The 22152-nt window shown below is 72.1% G+C and carries 18 protein-coding genes; 3 read left to right on the forward strand and 15 right to left on the reverse strand.

All coding sequences use genetic code 11. The features are described from left to right. Window positions 1-408: 408 nt before the first annotated feature. From OHS58_RS24950 to gltB, 3 genes are all read right to left on the reverse strand, one after another. Window positions 409-1575, reverse strand: coding sequence for a macrolide family glycosyltransferase (locus tag OHS58_RS24950; protein ID WP_328644187.1), 1167 nt, complete (start codon window positions 1573-1575; stop codon window positions 409-411). A gap of 101 nt (window positions 1576-1676) precedes the next feature. Then, on the reverse strand, window positions 1677-3185 hold the full coding sequence (locus tag OHS58_RS24955; RefSeq protein ID WP_328644188.1) for a glutamate synthase subunit beta: 1509 nt from the start codon (window positions 3183-3185) through the stop codon (window positions 1677-1679). A gap of 68 nt (window positions 3186-3253) precedes the next feature. Continuing rightward, a complete protein-coding gene (gene gltB / locus OHS58_RS24960; RefSeq protein WP_328644189.1) occupies window positions 3254-7807 on the reverse strand; it encodes a glutamate synthase large subunit in 4554 nt (1517 codons plus the stop codon). A gap of 333 nt (window positions 7808-8140) precedes the next feature. On the opposite strand from gltB, the gene OHS58_RS24965 reads away from it, so the two are divergent. Continuing rightward, window positions 8141-8926: an SDR family oxidoreductase gene (locus tag OHS58_RS24965; RefSeq protein ID WP_328644190.1), complete on the forward strand. Its 786-nt coding sequence runs from the start codon at window positions 8141-8143 to the stop codon at window positions 8924-8926. Window positions 8927-8929: 3 nt separating this feature from the next. Here the strand turns inward: OHS58_RS24965 and lgt are convergent, their stop codons facing one another. The 3 genes from lgt to OHS58_RS24980 are packed head-to-tail and all read right to left on the reverse strand — an operon-like array spanning window position 8930 to window position 12272. Beyond that, window positions 8930-9949: a prolipoprotein diacylglyceryl transferase gene (gene lgt / locus OHS58_RS24970; protein WP_328644191.1), complete on the reverse strand. Its 1020-nt coding sequence runs from the start codon at window positions 9947-9949 to the stop codon at window positions 8930-8932. A 26-nt stretch (window positions 9950-9975) separates the two neighbouring features. Further along, window positions 9976-11151, reverse strand: a complete 1176-nt coding sequence (locus OHS58_RS24975) for a M20 metallopeptidase family protein (RefSeq protein WP_326947413.1) — start codon at window positions 11149-11151, stop codon at window positions 9976-9978. Continuing rightward, a complete protein-coding gene (locus OHS58_RS24980) occupies window positions 11148-12272 on the reverse strand; it encodes an amidohydrolase family protein (RefSeq protein WP_328644192.1) in 1125 nt (374 codons plus the stop codon). The genes OHS58_RS24975 and OHS58_RS24980 overlap by 4 nt, the downstream gene beginning before the upstream one ends. 102 nt (window positions 12273-12374) lie before the next feature. Here OHS58_RS24980 and OHS58_RS24985 point away from each other — a divergent pair, with 102 nt between their 5' ends. Beyond that, window positions 12375-13733, forward strand: coding sequence for a glutamine synthetase family protein (locus OHS58_RS24985; protein ID WP_328644193.1), 1359 nt, complete (start codon window positions 12375-12377; stop codon window positions 13731-13733). On the opposite strand, the gene OHS58_RS24990 is transcribed toward OHS58_RS24985, so the two are convergent. The 8 genes from OHS58_RS24990 to OHS58_RS25025 form a co-directional block, all read right to left on the reverse strand. Further along, the gene (locus tag OHS58_RS24990) at window positions 13725-14378 is read right to left on the reverse strand and encodes a peptidoglycan recognition protein family protein (protein ID WP_328644194.1); all 654 of its coding nucleotides are present in this window, start codon (window positions 14376-14378) and stop codon (window positions 13725-13727) included. The two genes, OHS58_RS24985 and OHS58_RS24990, sit on opposite strands and share 9 nt — an antisense overlap. Window positions 14379-14425: 47 nt before the next feature. After that, window positions 14426-14998, reverse strand: a complete 573-nt coding sequence (locus OHS58_RS24995) for a Uma2 family endonuclease (protein ID WP_326955027.1) — start codon at window positions 14996-14998, stop codon at window positions 14426-14428. A gap of 134 nt (window positions 14999-15132) precedes the next feature. Next, window positions 15133-15513, reverse strand: coding sequence for a MerR family transcriptional regulator (locus tag OHS58_RS25000; protein ID WP_326947408.1), 381 nt, complete (start codon window positions 15511-15513; stop codon window positions 15133-15135). 33 nt (window positions 15514-15546) lie between these two features. Then, the gene (gene trpA / locus OHS58_RS25005) at window positions 15547-16338 is read right to left on the reverse strand and encodes a tryptophan synthase subunit alpha (RefSeq protein ID WP_326947407.1); all 792 of its coding nucleotides are present in this window, start codon (window positions 16336-16338) and stop codon (window positions 15547-15549) included. Then, window positions 16335-17567: a tryptophan synthase subunit beta gene (gene trpB / locus OHS58_RS25010; RefSeq protein ID WP_326947406.1), complete on the reverse strand. Its 1233-nt coding sequence runs from the start codon at window positions 17565-17567 to the stop codon at window positions 16335-16337. Before trpB ends, trpA begins: the two co-directional genes overlap by 4 nt. Continuing rightward, the gene (gene trpC, locus OHS58_RS25015; protein WP_247062897.1) at window positions 17546-18355 is read right to left on the reverse strand and encodes an indole-3-glycerol phosphate synthase TrpC; all 810 of its coding nucleotides are present in this window, start codon (window positions 18353-18355) and stop codon (window positions 17546-17548) included. Before trpC ends, trpB begins: the two co-directional genes overlap by 22 nt. A gap of 124 nt (window positions 18356-18479) precedes the next feature. Next, the gene (locus OHS58_RS25020) at window positions 18480-19007 is read right to left on the reverse strand and encodes a Trp biosynthesis-associated membrane protein (RefSeq protein ID WP_326951458.1); all 528 of its coding nucleotides are present in this window, start codon (window positions 19005-19007) and stop codon (window positions 18480-18482) included. A gap of 58 nt (window positions 19008-19065) precedes the next feature. Next, window positions 19066-20625: an anthranilate synthase component I gene (locus OHS58_RS25025; RefSeq protein ID WP_326947405.1), complete on the reverse strand. Its 1560-nt coding sequence runs from the start codon at window positions 20623-20625 to the stop codon at window positions 19066-19068. Between the two features lie 78 nt (window positions 20626-20703). On the opposite strand from OHS58_RS25025, the gene OHS58_RS25030 reads away from it, so the two are divergent. Beyond that, window positions 20704-21336, forward strand: a complete 633-nt coding sequence (locus OHS58_RS25030; RefSeq protein WP_326947404.1) for a TetR/AcrR family transcriptional regulator — start codon at window positions 20704-20706, stop codon at window positions 21334-21336. Here the strand turns inward: OHS58_RS25030 and OHS58_RS25035 are convergent. After that, complete coding sequence (locus OHS58_RS25035; RefSeq protein WP_328644195.1) at window positions 21333-22151, reverse strand: DUF3592 domain-containing protein; 819 nt, start codon at window positions 22149-22151, stop codon at window positions 21333-21335. The two genes, OHS58_RS25030 and OHS58_RS25035, sit on opposite strands and share 4 nt — an antisense overlap. Window position 22152 lies beyond the last annotated feature (1 nt).

Raw genomic sequence — 22152 nt, forward strand, 5'->3', positions numbered from 1 at the left:
GGACTCCTCATCGCCGTCACGGGCTCGCTGATCCCGATGGCCGTCATCGTCCGCGGGGCGAAGCGCGGCGAGTGGGACGGCCATCACGTGACGGCGCCGGGTCCCGCTGCCGATCGCCGGGCTCTCCGGTCGCCGATACCGGGCTGGTCAGCCCGCTGGTCACGGCAGGCGCAAAGGTCGAGATCTCCCCGCACGCGGTCGCGCCCGAGGTGCCGACGCTCCCCCGCGGCCCGTCGGTGCTCCCACCGGTTCGACTGGGTGGCGTGGTCGCGGCTCGCCGGGCCGGCGATGGGCGTCGTCGTCGGAGGCGGCGGTTACTGGGCGCTGCTCACCGCGTTGACCGGCTGACGTTCCGCACTCGCGAAGTCAGCAAGCCGGAGGAAACCGACTCGGCACGGTGCCCCGGAGTCAGGCGAGCAGCTCCTCGATCGTGTCGGCTCCGGCGCGCGGGCCGCCCGCCGCGCGCAGGTGGCCGGCCATCCGGGCCAGGTTCGCGCGGATCGCCGGGTCCGCCGCGACCTCGTCGACCGTCCGGCGCAGCTCCCGCGGGTCGAGCGGGCCGGTGAGCACCCGGCCCAGGCCCAGCTCCTCGACGCGGCGGCCGTTGACCGTCTGCTCCGGCGTCTGCGGGTACGACACCAGCGGCACCTCGCACAGCAGCGCCTCCATCGTGGAGTTCATCCCCGTGTGCGACAGGAACACCGCCGCGTGCCGCAGCACGGCGGGCTGCGGGAAGTACGGCCGGACCTCGAAGTTCGCCGGGATCGGGCCCAGCCGGGCCGGGTCGACGCGCTCGCCGAGCGCCAGCACCACGGGCCGGCCGGTGCCGCCGAACGCCGTCACGCACGCGGCGAAGAAGTCGGGGCGGTCGTTGACGACCGTGCCCAGCGAGACGAACAGCACCGGGCCGGCCGCGGGCGTCCAGTCCGCGGCCCGGGAGCCGAACGACGGGCCGATGAACCGGTAGTCGGCCCCGAAGGTGTCACCGGCGATCTGGAACTCGCGCGGGAGGAAGACGAGCTTCCGGTCCGCGAGCCGGCCCACCGAGGCCGGCGTACCGGCCGGGACGCCGGCGGACGCGGCGAACCGGGCCTGGGCGGCGGCGTACTCGGCCAGCCGCGGGTGCCCCGGGTCGAAGTCGGGCGGGGCCAGCAGGGTCGTCGGGTCGAACACGTCGTTGCCCGCGAACGTCGGCACCGTCGCCACCGACGGGCGGCCGAGCCGGTGGGCCAGCACCGGCCCGAACGGCGTCAGCGAGTCGTAGCAGACGACGTCCGGCGGATCTTCGCGGAACACCTCCGTCAGCCGCGGCAGCACCGCGCGGGTGACGTCGAGTGCGCCGGTGAGCGTCTCGGCGACCTCCTCGGTGGTCCGGCTGCGCGCGGCAGCCACCTTCGCCCACGGCGCGTCCGGGACGACCGGCGCCGCCCCCGCCGCGGCGACGGCGTCCCGCAGCGCCGGGCCGGTGGCGTAGGTGACCCGGTGCCCGCGCCGGACCAGCTCCTCGACCAGCGGCAGGGTCGGGTTGACGTGCCCCGCCGCCGGAACCGCGAGAAACGCGATGTGTGCGCCCATGGTCGGAACGGACCCCCATTTCCCGACCATTGTGGCGGGCGCCGCTCGAATACGGAAAGGGCCACCCGGCACGCGGCCGGGTGGCCCTTTCCGCAACGCGCTCAGACGACGGCGAGTGGCAACGCCGTCGGGTGCACCGGGGACGGCAGGTCGGACGCGCCGGTCAGGTACGTGTCGACCGCGTTGGCCACCGACCGGCCTTCGGCGATCGCCCAGACCACCAGCGACGCGCCGCGGTGGGCGTCACCGCAGACGAACACACCCGCCGTCTCGGTCTGCCAGTCCGCGCCGCACGACAGCGTGCCGCGCTTGGTCAGCGACAGCCCGAGGCCGCCCAGCAGCGGCATCTCCTCGACGCCCTCGAAGCCGATCGCCAGCAGGACCAGGTCCGCCGGGAGCGTCTCGACGTCGTCGCCGACCGGGATGACCTCGCGGCGCCCGGTCGCGGGGTCCTTCTGCACCTTCACCTGCTGCAGCTCGACCGCCGTGACGCGGCCGGCGTCGTCGCCGACGAACCGCTTGACCGCGACGGCGAACTTCCGCTCCCCCGCCTCCTCGTGCGCCGGGTAGGTGCGCAGGATGTAGGGCCAGGTCGGCCACGGCGAGCGGTCGTCGTCCCTTGTGGACGGTGGGATCGGGTACTGGTCCAGCTGGGTCACCGAAAGCGCGCCCTGGCGGGTCGCCGTGCCGTAGGAGTCGGCGCCGGTGTCGCCGCCGCCGATGATCACGACGTGCTTGCCGCGCGCATCGACCGGCGACGGGCCGTCACCCTCGACGAACTTGTTGGCCGGCACCAGGTGTTCCATCGCCAGGTGCACGCCGGACAGCTCCCGCCCGGGTGTGGTCGTGTCGTCGCGGCCGCGCAGGGCGCCGACCGCGAGCACGACGGCGTCGTACCGCTCGCGCAGGTCCTCCACCGTCAGGTCGACGCCGACCTCGCAGCCGGTGACGAACTTGGTGCCCTCCTTCTGCAGCTGCGCGAGCCGCCGGTCGAGGACCTTCTTCTCCATCTTGAACTCGGGGATGCCGTAGCGCAGCAGCCCGCCGAGCCGGTCGTCCCGCTCGAAGACGGTGACCTCGTGCCCGGCGCGCGTCAGCTGCTGGGCGGCGGCGAGCCCGGCCGGGCCGGAGCCGACGACCGCGACCCGTTGCCCCGACGACACTTCCGCCACCTGCGGCTGGACGTAGCCCGCTTCCCAGGACTGGTCGGCGATCGTCTGCTCGACGCGCTTGATCGACACCGGCCCGCCCGAGAGCGGCGAGATCGACAGCACGCAGCCCGCCTCGCACGGCGCGGGGCACAGCTTCCCGGTGAACTCGGGGAAGTTGTTGGTGGCGTGCAACCGATCGCTCGCGGCGGCCCAGTCACCGCGGCGGACGAGGTCGTTCCACTCCGGGATCAGGTTGCCCAGCGGACAACCGGAGCCGCCGGAGTGGCAGAACGGGATACCGCAGTCCATGCACCGCGACGCCTGCTTGCGGACGTCTTCGTTGCGCGCGCCCGGATCGACGTCCGCGTAGACCTCGCCCCACGAGTGAAGCCGGTCCTCTTTGGACTTCTTCTTGGGCTCTTCGCGGTCGTACTTGAGAAAACCGGTCGGGTCAGCCACGAGCGGCCCCTGTCTCTTGCGGGATACCCGCACCCAGTCGGCACTCGTGGCCGAGGCTCCGCCAATTGTCAGCCACGAGCGGCCTCCATGATCGCCTCGTCGACGTCGCGGCCGGCGGCCTTCGCCGCCTTCGCCGCGTCCAGGACCCGCTGGTAGTCACGCGGCATCACCTTCGTGAACGCCACGCTGCGGCGCGGCCAGTCGCCGAGCAGCGACGCGGCCACCGCGGAGCGGGTGAGATCGTAGTGCTGCTGCACGGTTTTCTTGAGCCAGGCCAGGTCGTCCGCGGTCGGCTTGAGCAGGTCCACCATGTCCTGGTTGACCTTCTTGCGGTCGACGTCGAGCAGGAACGCGATGCCGCCGGACATGCCGGCCGCCAGGTTCCGCCCGGTCGGGCCAAGCACCACGGCGCGGCCGCCGGTCATGTACTCGAAGGCGTGGTCGCCGACACCCTCGGCGACGACGGTGGCGCCGGAGTTGCGGACGCAGAAGCGTTCGCCGACCTGGCCGCGCAGGAAGAGCTCGCCGCCGGTCGCGCCGTAGGCGATCGTGTTGCCCGCGATCGTCTGCGCCTCGGCGGCGAAGGACGCGTCCGGGTCGGGACGGACGATGATCCGCCCGCCGGACAGGCCCTTGCCGACGTAGTCGTTGGCGTCGCCGACCATGTCGAGGGTGATGCCGCGCGGCAGGAACGCGCCGAGCGACTGGCCCGCGGACCCGGTGAGCAGCACGTGGATCGTGCCCTCGGGCAGGCCTTCGCCGCCGTAGCGGCGGGTGATCTCCGAGCCGAGCAGGGTGCCGACGGTCCGGTTGACGTTGCGCACCGGCAGTTCGAGCCGCACCGGGTGGGCGTCTTCCAGCGCCGCCTCGGCGAGCTGGATGAGCGTGCGGTCCAGGGCGTGCTCGAGGCCGTGGTCCTGGCCGCGGGTCCGCCGCTTCGCGCCGCCGTAAGGTGTCTCGGCCGGCATCTCGAAGATCGGCGACAGGTCGAGACCGGACGCCTTCCAGTGGTGCACGGCCTCGTCGGTGTTCAGCAGCTCGGCGTGGCCGATGGCCTCGTCGAGCGTCCGGAAGCCCAGTGCCGCCAGGGTTTCCCGGACTTCCTGCGCGACGAACTTGAAGAAGTTGACGACGTGCTCGACCTGGCCGGTGTAGCGCTTGCGGAGCTCGGGGCTCTGCGTGGCGACGCCGACCGGGCAGGTGTCGAGGTGGCAGACGCGCATCATGATGCAGCCCGCGACGACGAGCGGGGCCGTCGCGAAGCCGTACTCCTCGGCGCCGAGCAGCGCCGCGATGACGACGTCGCGCCCGGTCTTCATGGCGCCGTCGACCTGCACGGTGATCCGGTCGCGCAACCCGTTGAGCAGCAACGTCTGCTGCGTCTCGGCGAGGCCGATCTCCCACGGCGTGCCGGCGTGCTTGAGCGAGTTCATCGGGGACGCGCCGGTGCCGCCGTCGTGCCCCGAGATGAGCACGACGTCCGCGTGCGCCTTCGACACGCCCGCCGCGACCGTGCCGACGCCGAGCGAGGACACCAGCTTCACGTGGATGCGGGCGTGCTCGTTGGCGTTCTTGAGGTCGTGGATCAGCTGGGCGAGGTCCTCGATGGAGTAGATGTCGTGGTGCGGCGGCGGGGAAATCAAGCCGACGCCCGGCGTGGAGTGCCGGGTCCGCGCGATCCACGGGTACACCTTGTTCGGCGGCAGCTGGCCGCCTTCACCGGGCTTCGCGCCCTGCGCCATCTTGATCTGGATGTCGTCGGCGTTGACGAGGTACTCGCTCGTGACACCGAACCGGCCCGAAGCGACCTGCTTGATCGCGCTGCGGCGCTCGGGGTCGTAAAGCCGTTCCGGATCCTCGCCGCCTTCGCCCGTGTTGGACCGGCCGCCGAGCCGGTTCATCGCGATGGCCAGGGTTTCGTGCGCCTCGGCCGAAATCGAGCCGTACGACATCGCGCCGGTGTTGAAGCGCTTGAAGATCGCCTCGGCCGGCTCGACCTCGTCGAGCGGCACCGGCTCGCGGACGCCGTCGCGGAAGGCGAACAGCCCGCGCAGCGTGCCGCCCTCGCGGTAGAGGCGGTGCACCTCGTCGGTGTACTTGCGGTACACCTCTTCGCGGCCCGTCTTGGACGCGTGCTGCAGCAGGAACACCGTCTCCGGCGAGAACAGGTGCAGCTCGCCCTCGCGGCGGTAGGCGTACTCGCCGCCGGTGTCGAGTCCACGGTGGACGCGGTCGGTCGGGTTGTCCGGGTACGCGCGGCGGTGCCGGACGGCGACCTCTTCGGCGAGCACGTCGAGCCGGACGCCGCCGAGCTTCGACGACGTCCCGGTGAAGTACTCGTCGAGCAGGTCCTGGGCCAGGCCGAGGGATTCGAAGACCTGGGCGGCGGTGTACGCGCCGACCGTCGAGATGCCCATCTTGGACATGATCTTCAGGACGCCCTTGACGAGCGCCTGCACGTAGTTGCGGATCGCCTTGCCGGACTCGATGCCCGTGACGGCACCCTGCCCGATCATGTCCTCGATGGTCTCGAAGGCCAGGTACGGGTTCACCGCGGCGGCGCCGTAGCCGAGCAGCAGCGCGATGTGGTGCACCTCGCGGGCGTCGCCGGATTCGACGACCAGCGCGACGCGCAGGCGTTCCTTCGTGCGCACCAGGTGGTGGTGCACCGCGGAAACCAGCAGCAGCGACGGGATCGGCGCCATCCGGTGGTCGGAGTCGCGGTCGGACAGCACCAGCGTGCGCGCCCCGGCCGCGATCGCCTCGGACGCCTCACGCCGGACGCGCTCGACCGCCGACGCCAGCGCCTCGGCGCCGCCGTCCACTTCGTACAGTCCGGAAAGGACACTGCACGCGAAGCCCGGCAGGTCGCCGTCGTCGTTGATGTGGATGAGCTTGGCGAGCTCGTCGTTGTCGATCACCGGGTACGGCAGCTTCAGGTGCCGGCACGACGCCGGGCCCGGGGCCAGGAGGTTGCGCTCCGGGCCCATGATCCGCGCCATGCACGTGACGAGCTCTTCGCGGATCGCGTCCAGCGGCGGGTTGGTCACCTGCGCGAAGTTCTGCTTGAAGTAGTCGTAGAGCAGCCGAGATCGCTGGGACAGCACCGCGACCGGGGTGTCCGAGCCCATCGAGCCGATCGGCTCGGCGCCCTTCTCGGCCATCGGCGCGAGCAGGATCTTGAGCTCTTCCTCGGTGTAGCCGAAGGAAAGCTGGCGCCGCAGCACCGAGTCGTGGCTCTGCACGACGTGGTCGCGGTCGGGCAGCTCGGCGAGCTTCAGCAGGCCGGCGTGCAGCCAGCCCTCGTACGGCAGGTCCTTGCCCAGCTCGGACTTGACCTCTTCGTCGTCGACGATCCGGCCGGCCGCGGTGTCCACCAGGAACATCCGACCGGGCTTGAGGCGGCCCTTCGCGACGACGTCCTTCGGGGCGACGTCCAGGACACCCGCCTCGCTGGCGAGCACGACGCGGTCGTCGGCGGTGCGCCACCAGCGCGCCGGGCGCAGGCCGTTGCGGTCGAGGACCGCGCCGACCAGCGTGCCGTCGGTGAAGGTGACGCAGGCCGGGCCGTCCCACGGTTCCATGAGACTCGCGTGGAACTGGTAGAAGGCGCGGCGCGCGGGCCTCATGGTGGCGTGGTTCTCCCACGCCTCCGGGATCATCATCAGCACCGCGTGCGGCAGCGACCGGCCGCCCAGGTGCAGCAGCTCCAGGACCTCGTCGAACGAGGCCGAGTCCGACGCGTCCGCCGAGCAGATCGGGAACAGCCGGGTCAGGTCGCCGGGGATGAGGTCCGATTCGAGCAGCGCCTCGCGGGCCCGCATGCGGTTGCGGTTGCCGCGGATGGTGTTGATCTCGCCGTTGTGGGCCACGAACCGGAACGGGTGCGCGAGCGGCCACGACGGGAACGTGTTGGTGGAGAAGCGGGAGTGGACCAGCGCGATGGCGCTCGCCAGCCGCTCGTCGCGCAGGTCGCCGAAGAACGCGGGCAGCTGCTCCGGCGTGACCATGCCTTTGTAGACGATCGTCCGCGAGGACAGCGACGGGAAGTACGTGCCGCAGCCCGCGATCCCGCTCTCGTGCTCGGTGCGCTTGCGCAGGCAGAAGGCCAGGCGGTCCAGCTCGAGGCCGGCGGCGCCGTCGCCGGCGACGAAGAGCATCGCGAAGTGCGGCATGACCGAGCGGGCGGACGGGCCGATGTCGGCGCGGTCGGCGTCGACCGGGACCTCGCGCCAGCCCAGGACTTCGAGTCCTTCTTCGACGGCGATGCGTTCGGCCAGCTCGACGGCCTTGCGGCGCTGCTCGGCGTCGGCGGGCAGGAAGGCGATCCCCGCCGCGTACCGGTGGTGGCCGTTTTCGTCGGGTTCGGGCAGCTCGAAACCGGCTTCCGCACGCAGCAGCTCGTCGGGCAGCTGCAGCAGGATGCCGGCGCCGTCGCCGCTGGTGGGTTCGGCACCGGCGGCGCCTCGGTGGTCCAGATTGGTCAACGCGGCGAGGCCGTCGGTGACGATGCCATGGGAGCGGCGGCCGCGGATGTCGGCCACCATGGCCACACCGCAGGAGTCCTGTTCGGTCTCCGGATCGTAGAGACCCTGCTTGCCGGGAATGGCGGAGAAGATCATGAAGGGACCTCCTTCGTCGTCTGTTCGTGCTGGCCGGGCTAGCGGCCGGGGAGCGCACGGGACGACGATGGCCCGCTCGTTAGCGCGACTTTAACACCTGGGAAACATGCCAGCATCAATTCAGAGCGCCCCGAACAACGTCGGACGGTAACGATCTGGCCGCGCGGAACGACGTAGTTCCTGATGAGTTCCTGGTAGTTCGCTCTGCTAAGTATACGACCCGGAAACCTTCGTCAAGTCTAACGTGACGCGGCCGACGCCGCCCGGTCCGATGGCCGCGACGCCCCCTTCGAGGCGTTCCCGCATGTTAGTAGAACGTGTTACATTTCCCGCATGATCCTCGACCGGTTCCGGCTGCCCGGCCAGGTCGCGGTGGTCACCGGCGCCGGACGCGGGATCGGCGCGGCCACCGCCGTGGCCCTCGCCGAAGCGGGCGCCGACGTGGTCATCGCCTCCCGGACGGCAGCCCAGCTCGAAGAAGTGGCCTCCCGGGTGTTCTCGGCGGGCCGCCGCGCCCACGTCGTCCCGCTCGACCTCGCCGACCCGGCCGCCGCCGCGACGCTCGCCGCGGTGGCCGTCGAGGAGTTCGGGCGGCTCGACCTGGTGGTCAACAACGTCGGCGGCACCTACCCGCGGCCCCTGCTCGAGACGACGCCCGAGTTCCTCGAAGAGGCGTTCCGCTTCAACGTCTCGACGGCGCACGCGCTGACGGTCGCGGCGGCGCCGTCGCTCGTCAAGACGGGCGGCTCGGTCGTCAACATCTCGTCGATCATGGGCCGGGTCGGCGGCCGCGGCTTCGTCGCGTACGGCACGGCGAAGGCCGCGCTGGCCCACTGGACCCGCCTCGCGGCGGCCGACCTCGCACCACGCGTGCGGGTGAACGCGATCTCGGTGGGCTCGGTGGCGACGTCGGCGCTGGAGATCGTGGTCGGCAACCCGGAGCTGAAGGAGAAGATGGAGTCCGCGACGCCGTTGCGCCGGATCGGCGAGGCGGAGGACATCGCGGCGACCGTGGTCTTCCTGGCGTCCCGGGCCGGCGGCTACATCACCGGCAAGATCCTCGAGGTCGACGGCGGGCTCCAGTCCCCCAACCTGGACCTGGGCCTGCCGGACCTCTGACCCTCAGCTCTCGTCGGTCTTCTTCGGTTCGTCCACGACCGGGGTTTCTTCCGCAGGCTTCTCGACCGGGGCCTCCGCGGGCACCTTCACGGCGTCTTCGTCCTCGGCCGCAGCGTCCGCTGCGGGCACCGCGAGCGCGTCCTTGCCCGCCAGCAGTTCCGGGGCTTCCCGCAGGCCGCGCCGGCCCGCCAGCACGAAGTAGATCACCGCGGCGAGGAACAGCAGGATCGACGTCCACACGTTGACCCGCAGGCCGAGGATGTGGTTCGCGGTGTCGGTCCGCATCATCTCGATCCAGCCGCGGCCCACCGTGTAGCCCGCGACGTACAGCGCGAACACCCGGCCGTGGCCGAGCTTGAACTTCCGGTCGGCCCAGACGATCAGGCCCGCGATCAGCAGGTTCCAGATCAGCTCGTACAGGAACGTCGGGTGGACCGGGCTCTCCGGCAGCGGGATGTGACCCGTCGCGACGCCGTTGAGCAGGTTGTCCGGGTCTTCCGGGTTGAAGCGCTGGTAGACCTCCAGGCCCCACGGCAGGTCGGTGTGCGCGCCGTAGAGCTCCTGGTTGAAGTAGTTGCCGAGGCGGCCGATGGCCTGCGCCACGATGATGCCGGGGGCGATCGCGTCCGCCATCGCCGGCAGCGGGACGCCCTTGCGGCGGCACGCGATGAGCGCGCCCACCGCGCCGAGCGCGATGGCGCCCCAGATGCCGAGGCCGCCGTCCCAGATCGCGAAGGCGTTCCAGGGGTTCTTGCCCTCGGTGAAGTACAGCTCGGGGTCGGTGATCACGTGGTACAACCGGCCGCCGACCAGGCCGAACGGCACGGCGTACACCGCCATGTCGATGATCGTGCCCTTGGTGCCGCCCCGGGCGACCCAGCGCCGTTCACCCCACCAGATCGCGACGATGATGCCGGCGATGATGCACAGGGCGTAGGCGCGGATCGGGATGATCCCCAGGTGCCAGACCCCGCGGTCGGGGCTGGGGATCGTCGCGAGGAAGGCGGCCGAGGCGGAAATCACGGGGCCACCGTAGCGCGTCTCCCGAGCTAGCGGGACTCCGCCTCCGTCGCGGCCAGGTAGCCCGCCACCAGCGCGTGCGCGACGCGGGTGACGGCGTCGTCGCCGGGGAGGAACACCTCGTCGTGCAGGCTGGGCGCGCCGGCGGTGTCGCCGAGGCCGACGAACAGCATCAGGCCACGGGTTTCGCCGCCGCAGTAGTGCGCGAAGTCGTCGGCGCCGAACGAGCGGAACTCGTGGTCGACGCGGGCGCCGCTGTGCACCAGCCAGCGCTGCGCCGCCGCGGCCAGGGCCGGGTCGTTGTGCAGCACCGGCTCGCACGGGCTGATCCGCAGCTCGGCGGTGCAGCCGTGGGCCGCCGCGGTGCCGTGCACGATCTGCGCCAGCGCTTCGAGCGCGCGCTCACGGTCCTCCGCGCGCATCAGCCGCAGCGAGCCGGCCGCGCTCGCGGAGTTCGGGACGACGTTCGCCGCGGTGCCGGCCTGGATCCGGCCGACCGAGCAGACCGCGCCGAACACCGGGTCGATCCGGCGCGACGCCAGCTGCTGCAGGCTCACCACCAGCTGCGACAGCGCGAGGATCGGGTCGCGCAGCATGTGCGGGTAACCGGCGTGCCCGCCCTGGCCGTGCAGGACGACCTCGAACTCGTCGGTGGACGCGTTGACCGGGCCCGGCACGGCCGACACGGCCCCGTCCGCGAGCCGGGGCTGGACGTGCGCGCCGATCACGGTGTCCACCCGGTGCTCGGCGAGCAGCCCGGACTCGACGACGTCGAGCGCGCCGGAGGGTGAGGTCTCCTCCCGCGGCTGGAGCAGCGCGAGGATCGGGCGCGGCACCTCGACCCGCACCGCCGCGCGGGCCACCGCGACCAGGGCCGCCAGGTGCACGTCGTGGCCGCACGCGTGCATCAGGTCGGTCTCCGACGCCCACGGCACGCCGGTGCGCTCGGTGACCGGCAGCGCGTCCAGCTCGGCGCGCAGGGCGACCGCGGGGCCGTCGGCCGCCGCGCCGGGCAGCGGGATCGCGCGGCCGGTCTTGGCCACGCGGACGCCGTCACCCGCGCCGATCGCCGCGGTGACCAGCCGGGCGGTGTCCTCCTCGTCGCCGGAGCCGCGCGGGTCGGCGTGCACGGCGTGCCGGAGGGCGACGGCGGCGGGCAGTTCGTCGTCGATCGCCCGGGTCCACCGGGTCCACAGGTCGGTCACACGTGCTCCAAGCGGTAGATCCTCTTCGCGTTCTCGTGCCCCACCAAAGCACACAGCCGGACGGCGTCCACTTCGGACATCGCGTCGGCGGCCAGCGCGGCGCGGACGAAGTCCGACAGGCCGCGCCGGAACAACGCCGTGCCCAGGTGGTACAGCTCGGCCAGGCCGAATGCGTCGGTGGCGAACAGCACCTTCCCGAACGGCGCGATCTCCAGCAGCTCGGCCAGGATCGCGGGCGCTCGGAACCCCGCGTTGTGCGTGATCAGGCCGGCGTCGACGAAGACGTGCTCGAAGACCTGCGCGAGGTAGGCCGCCTGGCGGTGGAACGGGTAGTTGTGCAGCAGCAGGATCGGCACGCCCCGGTCGCGTGTCGCCCGCAGGAAGCCGGTGAGCAGCAGCGGGTCGCAGCGGTGCAGGTCGACGTCGGAGTCGCCGTACCCGACGTGGAACTGCACCGGCAGGCCCAGGTCGAGCCCGGTCCAGACGAGGTGGCGGTGCAGCACCTCGTCGGCCAGCCGGACGTCCCCGGAGCGCAGCCAGCGGCCCGCCGCGGCCGTCACTTCGGACGGCGACGGCCGCTCCCCCGCCAGGTCGAGGCCGACGCGGTAGGCGGCGATCGACTTGAGCCCGACGGCCGTCGCGGCGCGTTTCCCCAGCTCGTCGGCGAAGGCCGCGGCGAACCCCGCCGCGGTCGTGCCCGGGAGCACCGCCTCCGCGACCTGCTCCAGCCGGACGACGTCGTGCGCCCGGGACGCGGCGAGGGCGCCGAACTCCGGCGTCGACGTCACGGATCCCGGGAGGAACCCGCCGTCCAGCAGGAAGTCGGTCGTGCCGGTGGCCCGCAGGAACCGCCGCGCCACCTCGGCCGCGCCCAGCTCGGCACGGCGGTCGAGGTAGACGTCGGCGGAAGCGTGCTTCGGCAGGTCGAGCACGGGCGCGCAGCGTTCGCGCACGGCCAGGCCGATGAGCGAGTCGAACAGGCTGGTGCCGAGCGGCGACGTCGTGCCGGCCTCGGTCAGCAGGGCCTCGAAGTCCGCGCGAGCCACGTCCCGGGTGAGGACGCCGTGGCAGTGGTGGTCCACGAGCGGCAGGTCCGCCACGAACGGGAGCAGCCCGGTCATGCGCGGCCCGCCGCTGGACGGGTTTCGACGGCGTCTGACACGATCTCCTCCACTTTCCCAAGATATCCGGTTTTCTCGGGGTATCCAGTGAACAGGAGCAGGATGAGCCGGCTCGATCGGGCAGAACTCGCGCAGCAGGGCGCCATCCGGGCCGACGGCCTGCGCGCCGCCGGGGTGGAGCTGGTCGCGCTGACCTTCGTGGACAACAGCGGCATCACCCGGACGAAGGCCGTCCCGGTGGACCGGCTGTGGTCGGCGGCCGCGTGGGGCGTCGGCGCGTCGAACTCCTTCGACTTCTTCCTGGCCACCGACGAGATCGTGGACGGCACCTACTCGCGCGGCCCGGTCGGCGACCTGCGGCTGCACCCGGACCTCGACGCGCTCGTCCCGCTGGCCGCGCAGCCCGGCTGGGCGTGGGCGCCGGCGAACCGCTACGACCAGGACGGCGTCCCCCACCCGCAGGACTCCCGGGCGCAGGCGGCCGCGGCGACGGCGCGGCTCGCGGCGCTGGGCTACGACGTCCGGACCGCGTTCGAGATCGAATGGGTGATCACGGCGGCGGGCGCGCCGGACGACCCGCGCTCGGCGACGGCGGGCCCGGCCTACGGTTTCGCGCGGCTTTCCGCGCAGGCGCCGTACCTGCGGGCGCTGGTGTCGGCGCTGGTCGCGCAAGGTGTTGCGGTGGAACAGATCCACCCGGAGTACGCGGCCGGGCAGTTCGAGCTGTCGGTGGCGGCGGACGACCCGGTGCGCGCGGCCGACATCGCGGTGCTGACCCGCGAGACGATCCGCGCGGTCAGCGAGCAGCACGGGCTGCGCGCGTCGTTCACGCCGAAGTTCGCGCCGGACGGCGTCGGCAACGGCGGTCACGTGCACCTGAGCCTGTGGGACGGCGAGCGCAACCTCTGCGCCGGCGGCGACCGCCGGTTCGGGCTCACCGCGACGGCGGAGGCGTTCGGCGCCGGGATCTTCTCGCGGCTGCCGGCGTTGCTGGCGATCGGCGCGCCGTCGGTGGTCAGCTACCTGCGGCTGGAGCCGCACCACTGGGCGGGCGTGTTCCTGGCGTGGGGCCTGGAGAACCGCGAGGCGCCGCTGCGGCTGGTGCGGGGCGTGGCCGGCCAGCGCGACCGGGCGGCGAACTTCGAGGTCAAGTGCTTCGACCTGACCGCGAACCCGTACCTGGTGGTGGCCGCGCTGCTGTTCGCCGGCCTGGCCGGCGTGGACGCCGACGCGACGCTGCCGGAGCCCGTCGACGTCGACCCCGGGACGTTGCCCGCGGCCGAGCGGCTGCCGAAGACACTCGCCGAAGCCGTCACGGCGTTCGAAGCGGACGAAGCGCTGACGAAGGCGTTCGGCCCGGAACTGGCGACGACGCTGGTGGACGTCCGCCGCGGCGAGATCGACCGGTTCGGGCGCCTGTCGCCGGCGGAGCTGTGCGCCGTGATGCGGTACCTACACTAGGGCTTTCGCGACCTCCGTCCGCAGCTGCGGGAGCTTGGCGTAGAGGCGATCGCCGGGGCATTCGGTGTTGTAGTAGTCGCGGTGGCCCTTGATCTCCGCGACCGGGATGCCGTACTGGCGGCAGATGTAGGCGCAGAAGACGACGAGCGAGTCCCACTGGGTCTGCGGTGGTTCGACGCTGGTGTAGAGGCCTTCGTTCTCGATGCCGATGGCGTTGGTGTTCTGGCCGGGGCAGTGCGCGCCCTGGATCATGGTGGTCCGGCCGCGCAGCGCGTCGAGGCTGCCGTGCCGCCCTTCCAGCCGGTACCCGCCGCGGCTGACGGTGAAGTGCTGGCCGGTGTCGGACCAGCCGTTGTTGTCCATGTGGTCGTGCTGATCGTCGCGGGCGACCTGGAAGGCGTGGCCGAGGGAGTAGTCGGTGCTGTTGGCGCTGGCGATGTGGTGGATGAGGATCCGGTTCGCGGGATGGTCGAGGGTGACGAGTTCGTCCGACGGCGGCCGCGCACCCCACTCGGCACAGCTGTAGATCCGCGGCGCTTGCGCGGCCCTGGCCACGGCGGGCAGAAGCAGGCCGCCCGCCCCGGCGACGGCGAGACCGGTGGCACCGCGAAGGAAGGTACGCCGTGGAAGGTGTCCGATGTCCATGCACCGGACCCTCCCGCGGCCGCGTACAGCTTTTGTACAAAGCCCGGTCAGGCCAGGGTGATCTCGGCTTCGAAGGGCCGGGTGAAGGTGAGCTTCCCGGCTTCGCTCTTGGCGATGGGTTCGTACTCGCCGCGTTGGAGTTCGAAGAGGGTCGCGGTGTCCGGCTCTCCCGGCTCGACCAGGAGGTAGAACGGGATCAGGGCTTCGGCGTAAATGGCCCGCTTGAGGATCCGGTCCTGCACCCTGGAGGACGGCGACACGATCTCGACGACGAGAACGACCTGCTTCTCGGTCAGGCTCACGCCCGTCAGACCACACTCGTCGGCCACCACGAGATCCGGTATCAGCAGGCGGTTACCGCGGTTCCCGAGTACGACATTCGCTCCGGGGAAGACTTCGAACTGATCTCCAGCCCCCGCAGAGAGCTGGCCCCACAGGGTACCGACAAGACGCTGGTGCTCCAGCCGTGGCCATGGGCTCACGAAGAGTGCCCCGTCCACGAGCTCGATCCGCTGGAGCGAGGTCTGATCCTCCGGCAGTGCGAGGACTTCGTCGACCGTCCAGCCGTCGGGGTGCGGTGGGATGCTGAGCCCGGAATCGGGTTCAGTCGGTGCTGCCATCGCGCTTCACCTCCGCTCGCGCCGATCGCCGTCGGTCTGCTCCAGTGTGGCATGTCCGCTCGGTCCCCTCGTTGTGGATCATCACACGGGGAGTATGCGGATCACCACCGACAGTTCTGAGCCGGGTGATGGCGTCACGAGGATGCGACAGCCAGTTCGGACGCGCCGCTGTAGAGCTTGATCTTGAACTGGATGTGCTCCTGGTGCTCGCGCAGCCGGTCGATCTGGGCCTCGACGCGGGCCTCGTGCTCGCGGAGGACCTCCAGGCGCTCGTCCTGCGTTGCGTCGCCCGAGCGCAGCAGTTCCACGAAACGCAGCATTTCCGCGACCGGCATGCCCGTGTACCGCAAGCAGCGCAGGAGCTGCAGGAACTCCACGTCCTGGTCGGTGAACGTGCGGCGGCCGCCCGCGGTGCGGCCGACGTGGTGCAGCAGGCCGATGCGCTCGTAGTACCGCAAGGTGTCGATGGTGAAGCCGGTCTTTTCGGTCACCTGGGCCGGGGTGTAGGACGTCACCGGTCCAGGGTGGCACCTGGAGTGCGGTCCAGGTCAAGCCGTGGCGACGGCCCGGCGTACCCCGTCGGCCAGCTCCGCAGACAGCCGGTGCACTCCCGAGGGGCCGTCCGCCGCCGCCGTGACCAGGGCCGAGCCCACGATCACCGCGTCCGCGAACGACGCCACCTCGGCCGCTTGGTCGCCCGAGCGCACGCCGAGGCCGACGCCGATCGGGAGCTTCGTGTGCGCCCGCGTGCGGCGCACCAGTTCCTCCGCGCCCGCGCCGACCTGGTCACGCGCGCCCGTCACGCCCATCACCGCGGTCGCGTAGATGAACCCCGAGGCCGCGTCCACCGTGCGGGCGAGCCGCTCCTCCGACGACGACGGCGCCACCAGGAAGGTCCGGTCGAGGCCGTGGGCCTTCGACGCGGTCATCCACTCGCCGGCTTCGTCCGGGATCAGGTCCGGGGTGATCAGGCCGAGCCCGCCCGCCGCCGCGAGGTCGCGCGCGAAGCGGTCGACGCCGTAGCGGTGCACCGGGTTCCAGTACGTCATGACGACCGCGCGGCCGCCACGCGCCGAGATCGACTCGACGACCTCGAAGACGTGCTTGAGGCGGAAGCCGTTGTCCAGCGCGGTGACCGACGCGGCCTGGATGGTCGGGCCGTCCATCACCGGGTCGGAGTACGGGACGCCGACCTCGATGAGGTCCGCGCCGCCGTCGATCGTCGCCGCGATCAGGTCCTTCGAGGCCTCGACGGTCGGGAAGCCGGCCGGCAGGTACCCGATCAGGGCGCCGCGGCCCTCCGCGCGCGTCGTGGCGAAGAGGTCGTCGAGCCCGCTCACTTGTCCACCAACCCGAACCACTTCGCCGCTGTGTCCATGTCCTTGTCGCCGCGGCCGGACAGGTTGACCACGATCAAGCCCTCCGGGCCGAGCTCGCGCCCCAGGTCCAGCGCGCCGGCCAGCGCGTGCGCAGACTCGATCGCCGGGATGATGCCCTCGGTGCGCGAGAGCAGCATGAACGCGTCCATCGCCTGGGCGTCGGTGATCGGGCGGTACTCGGCGCGGCCGGTGTCCTTCAGCCACGCGTGCTCCGGGCCGACACCCGGGTAGTCCAGCCCGGCCGAGATCGAGTGCGACTCGACCGTCTGGCCGTCGTCGTCCTGCAGCAGGTACGTCATCGCGCCGTGCAGGGTGCCCGGGGTGCCCTTGGTGAGGGTCGCGCCGTGGCGGTTGCCGTCGATGCCCTCGCCGCCCGGCTCCAGGCCGACCAGCCGCACGGACGGGTCGTCGTAGAAGCCCGAGAAGATGCCGATCGCGTTCGACCCGCCGCCGACGCAGGCCGCGACGACGTCGGGCAGGCGGCCGGCCTGCTCGAGGATCTGCGCGCGGGCCTCGGTGCCGATGATGTGGTGGAAGTTGCGGACCATCGTCGGGAACGGGGCCGGGCCGGCCGCCGTGCCGAACAGGTAGTGCGTGCTGTCCGCGTTGGTCACCCAGTCGCGCAGCGCCTCGTTGATGGCGTCCTTCAGCGTCCGCGAACCGGTCTTGACCGGGATGACCTCGGCGCCGAGCAGCCGCATCCGGGCCACGTTCAGCGCCTGGCGCTCGGTGTCGACCTCGCCCATGTAGACGACGCAGTCGAGGTCGAGCAGCGCGCACGCGGTGGCCGTGGCCACGCCGTGCTGGCCCGCGCCGGTCTCGGCGATGACGCGCTTCTTGCCCATGCGCTTGGTGAGCAGCGCCTGGCCCAGCACGTTGTTGATCTTGTGCGAGCCGGTGTGGTTCAGGTCTTCGCGCTTGAGGAACACACGCGCGCCGCCCGCGTGCTCGCCGAAGCGCTTGGCCTCGGTGAGCAGGGACGGACGGCCGGCGTAGTCGCGAAGCAGGCGGTTGAACTCGTTCAGGAACTCGGGGTCGTGCCGGGCCTTCTCGTACTCGGTGGCGACCTCGTCGACGACGCCGATCAGCGCCTCCGGCATGAACCGGCCGCCGTACGGGCCGTAGTAGCCACGCTCGTCCGGGTCGTGTTCGGTGTTGGGCTCTTTGCTCACCGCGACGGCCTCGGGCACGCGGGGTGCGATCCGGCGGTGACCAGCTTGACCAGGGCGCCCTTCGGGTCGCCCGAGGCGACGAGGCCTTCGCCGACCAGCACCGCGTCGGCGCCGTGCCCGGCGTAGGACATCAGGTCGCCCGGCCCGCGGACACCCGACTCGGCGACCTTGTAGACGTCCATCGGCAGGCCGGGGGCCAGCCGCGAGAAGACGTCGCGGTCCACCTCGAGGGTGTGCAGGTTGCGCGCGTTGACGCCGATGACCTTGGCGCCCGCCTCGAGGGCCCGGTCGGCCTCCTCGGCGTTGTGGATCTCCACCAGCGCGGTCATGCCCAGCGACTCGACGCGGTCGAGCAGCGCGGCGAGCGCGTTCTGCTCCAGCGCGGCGACGATCAGCAGCACCATGTCGGCGCCGTGCAGGCGAGCCTCGTGCACCTGGTACGGGCTGACGACGAAGTCCTTGCGCAGCACCGGGATGTCCACGGCCGCGCGGACGGCGTCGAGGTCGGCCAGCGAGCCGCCGAAGCGGCGCTGCTCGGTGAGCACGCTGATCACCCGCGCGCCGCCGTCCTGGTAGTCCTTGGCCAGCGCGGCGGGGTCGGGGATGTCGGCCAGGTCGCCCTTGGACGGGCTGCGGCGCTTCACCTCGGCGATCACGCCGATGCCGGACTCGCGCAGCGCGGTCATCACGTCGCGGGGCGGCTGCGCGGCGGCCGCGCGGATCTTCAGCTGGTCGAACGGCAGCGCGGATTCCCGCACGGCGAGGTCTTCCCGCACGCCGGCGACGATCTCTTCGAGCACGCTCACCGGGCGCCCCCGCCCGGGCTCGTGGTCACGGTTTCACTCGCAAGGTCGCTCACAAAAACCTTCCCCTTCCCGCCGAAACGATGCTAACCCCCGCATCCGAAGAGCCCGGTTCCGGGTGTGCGCGTTACTCCGAATGCCGTCCGCCACCCTCCGTGGGATCCTCGCCCTCCGACAGCGCTTCCCACAACTCGGCGTCCGGATCACGCACCTTCTTCCGGGTCGCCGGGGCCGCGTACTTCGCGCCGAGCCGGGCACTCCGCCCGGCACCCTTGATCGCTGCCAACCCGCCGGCGGCGACCAGAATTCCCCCGAGCACGGCCAAGCCGCGCCCGAGCAGCATCTGCGTCACCGGCAGCCCGTCGGCCCAGCCGGTGAACCGGACCCCCGCCACGCCGGCCCACACGGCCGCCACACCGGCCAGCGCCAGCACGACGCCCAGGACGCGCCGGGCCCAGCCGCCGGTGGCGATCAGGCCGGCCACCCCGGCGAGCGCGAGCAGCGCCAGCGGCACGAGCGCCGTCGCGCGCTGCTCGCCGGTCTCGCGGTAGAGGACCGTGCCGCGGACGCCGCCGTCGCGGAACTCGGCGTACCAGGTCAGCTTGGACGCGCCCCACAGCGCGAGCGCGCCCAGCAGCAGGGCGACCACCATCATCCACAGTGGACGCCGGGACGGCCGCGCCGTCGCGGTTCCGGGGTCCGCCACCTCCGGCTCAGACACGAGCGGCGTCCGCGGCCGGGTCGAGCTTGCCCGCCGGCACCATGGTCTGGGCCGCGGCGACCGCGGACAGCACGGTCCGCGCCTTGTTCAGCGACTCGGTGTCCTCGTAGTCGGCCACCGAGTCGGCGACCACCCCGCCCCCGGCCTGGACGTGCGCGATTCCGTCCTTCATCAGCGCGGTGCGGATCGCGATGGCCGTGTCGGCGTCCCCGGCGAAGTCGAGGTAGCCGACGACGCCGCCGTACAGCGCGCGGCGCACGGGCTCCAGCTCCTCGATCAGCTCCATCGCGCGGACCTTCGGCGCGCCGGACAGCGTCCCGGCCGGGAAGCACGCGGTGACCGCGTCGAAGGCCGTCTTGCCCTCGGCCAGCTCGCCGGTGACGGTGGAGACGATGTGCATGACGTGGCTGTAGCGCTCGATCTGGAAGAAGTCGACGACGCGCACGGTGCCCGGCTTGCAGACCTTGCCCAGGTCGTTGCGGCCGAGGTCGACGAGCATCAGGTGCTCGGCGCGTTCCTTCTCGTCGGCCAGCAGGTCCTTGGCCAGCTGCGCGTCCTCCTCCGGGTCGGCGCCGCGCCAGCGGGTGCCCGCGATCGGGTGCGTGGTCGCCTTGCCGTCCCGCACGGTGACCAGGGACTCGGGGCTGGAGCCGACGATGTCGAAGCCGTCGAGCCGCAGCAGGTACATGTACGGGCTGGGGTTGGACGTGCGCAGCACGCGGTAGACGTCGAGCGCGTCGGCGCCGGTCGCGATCTCGAACCGTTGCGAGGGCACGACCTGGAACGCTTCGCCGGCCTTGATCGCCTCGACGGCCTTGTCGACCGCGGCGTGGAAGTCCTCCTTGGACCGCTTCCGGGTGAACTCCGGCTCGGGCCGGTCGAACGCGGCGACGGTGGCGGGCGCGGGCACCTGCAGCTGCTCGGTCATCGCGCCCAGCCGGGCGACGGCGTCGTCGTAGGCCGCATCCACGCGCTCGGGCGAGTCGTCCCAGTTGACGGCGTTCGCGATGAGCGTGACCGTGCCCTCGTGGTGGTCGAACGCGGCCAGGTCGGTGGCCAGGAGCATGGTCAGCTCGGGGATGTCGAGGTCGCGCTCCGCCAGCTCGGGCAGCTTCTCGAGCCAGCGGACGGCGTCGTAGCCGATGTAGCCGACCATCCCGCCGGTGAGCGGCGGCAGGCCGGGCAGCGCCTCGGTGTGCAGCGCCTCGATGGTCTCGCGGAGCACGTTCAGGGGGTTGCCCTCGGTCGGCAGGCCGACCGGCGGGGTGCCGGTCCAGACCGCTTCGCCGTCGCGGACGGTGAGCGCCGCCGGGCTGCGGACGCCGATGAACGACCAGCGCGTCCAGGAGGCGCCGTTCTCCGCGGACTCGAACAGGAAGGTGCCCGGCCGGTCGGCGGCGAGCTTGCGGTACACCCCGATCGGCGTCTCGCCGTCGGCGAGCACCCGGCGCACGACCGGGATCACGCGGCGGCTCTCGGCGAGGGCGCGGAAGTCCTCGCGGGACGGGCTGACCGAGCCGGGGCCGGTGGAACCGGCGTAAGCGCTGACCATGGAACTCATTGTGCCGCCCCGCGTGAACCGGGCCGCGCGGGGTCCCGAATTCAGCAAATGTTGAATTCAGGATCGCGGATGAGTCATGATGGGGCGGTGAGCACCACCGACAACCCCGAGACTACGGCGCGCCGCCGCGGCCGCCGGCCCGCGGGCCAGGACACGCGCACGGCCCTGATCGACGCCGCGCGGTCGGTGTTCGCCGAGAACGGCTACGACGGCGCGACCGTCCGCGCGATCGCCACCCGCGCCGGCGTCGACGCCGCGATGGTCAACCACTGGTTCGGCAGCAAGGAGGGCCTGTTCGCCCGCGCGGTGCTCGAGCTGCCGTTCGACCCCCTGGAGCTGCTGGAGACCCTGCGCGACGGTCCCGACGAGGAGTTCGGCGAGCGGATCGTCCGCACGTTCCTCACCCGCTGGGACAGCGCGGGCGGCGGCGTGTTCGTGGCGCTCATCCGCAGCGTCGCCGGCCACGAGCAGGCGGGCCAGGTCCTGCGCGACTTCTTCCAGAAGTTCTTCACGCACGTGCTCTCGTCGGTCGGCTCCGACCAGATCCCCTTGCGCACCACGCTCTGCGCGTCCCAGCTGGTGGGCATGGGCATGATCCGCTACGTGGCGAAGTTCGAGCCACTGGCCGCGGCGGACGTCGAGACGCTGGTGGCCGCGGTGGCGCCGAACGTGCAGCGCTACATCAGCGGCGACATCGGTTAGGGCACGCGCCGGCCCATCTCGGTGCGCGACGTCCGGCCGAACGCCGGGACCGCGTACGGCCGGCGCAGGTCGCCGCGCGAGAAGAGGACGACCATGTCCGGGCCCGCCCCGCCGACCCACGCCGGTCGTGCGGGCCGGTGCCACAAGTACGTGCTGCCGTGGCACGACATCGAGGCCCGCAGCTCGGCGCGGCTGCCGTCGCGGTACTCGACGAGCAGGTCCGGCAGGTGCCGTCCCCGGCGGACCGGGTAGTCGGGCCGCACGGTGACCGAAGCCGGCCGCCAGCCGGTCCGCAGCACCGCCGCGTGCCGCCGGCGCCACCGGAGGGCAGCGGCCAGGCTCACGCCGGCGAACGTCAGCACGAACAGGCCGAGGATCCAGAACAAGGCGGACACCCGTCCGTCCAGGCGGTCTTCCAGCAGCGTGCGCGCCCGGCCCGGGTTCGCGGGGTCGTAGATCACCGTGAGCGTCCCGCCCACGATGTAGCGCCGTCCCGACGTCACGGGGATGGTGGCGTAGCCCGGTTCACCCCGCACGTCGTAGGAGACGCGGATCGCCTGCTCTCTCGTGTGGTCGTCGAACCACAGCACCTTCCCGGTCACGTGGACGCCGTCGCGCAGGAGCGCGCGGGCGGGGTACTCGTACACGACCAGGCCGGCGAACACGCCTCCGGCGGCGACCAGCAGGAGCAGCGCGATGGCCAGCGCGCGCCGGCCGTACCCCGGCAGCCTGGCGATCTGGGCGGCCGGATCCGGCGGTGCCCCGTCCGGTGCGGTTTCGTCCTCTTCCGGCAGCCAGGCCGCGTCTTCCCCCATC

The organism is Amycolatopsis sp. NBC_00348, from assembly GCF_036114655.1.
Taxonomy (GTDB): Bacteria; Actinomycetota; Actinomycetes; order Mycobacteriales; family Pseudonocardiaceae; genus Amycolatopsis.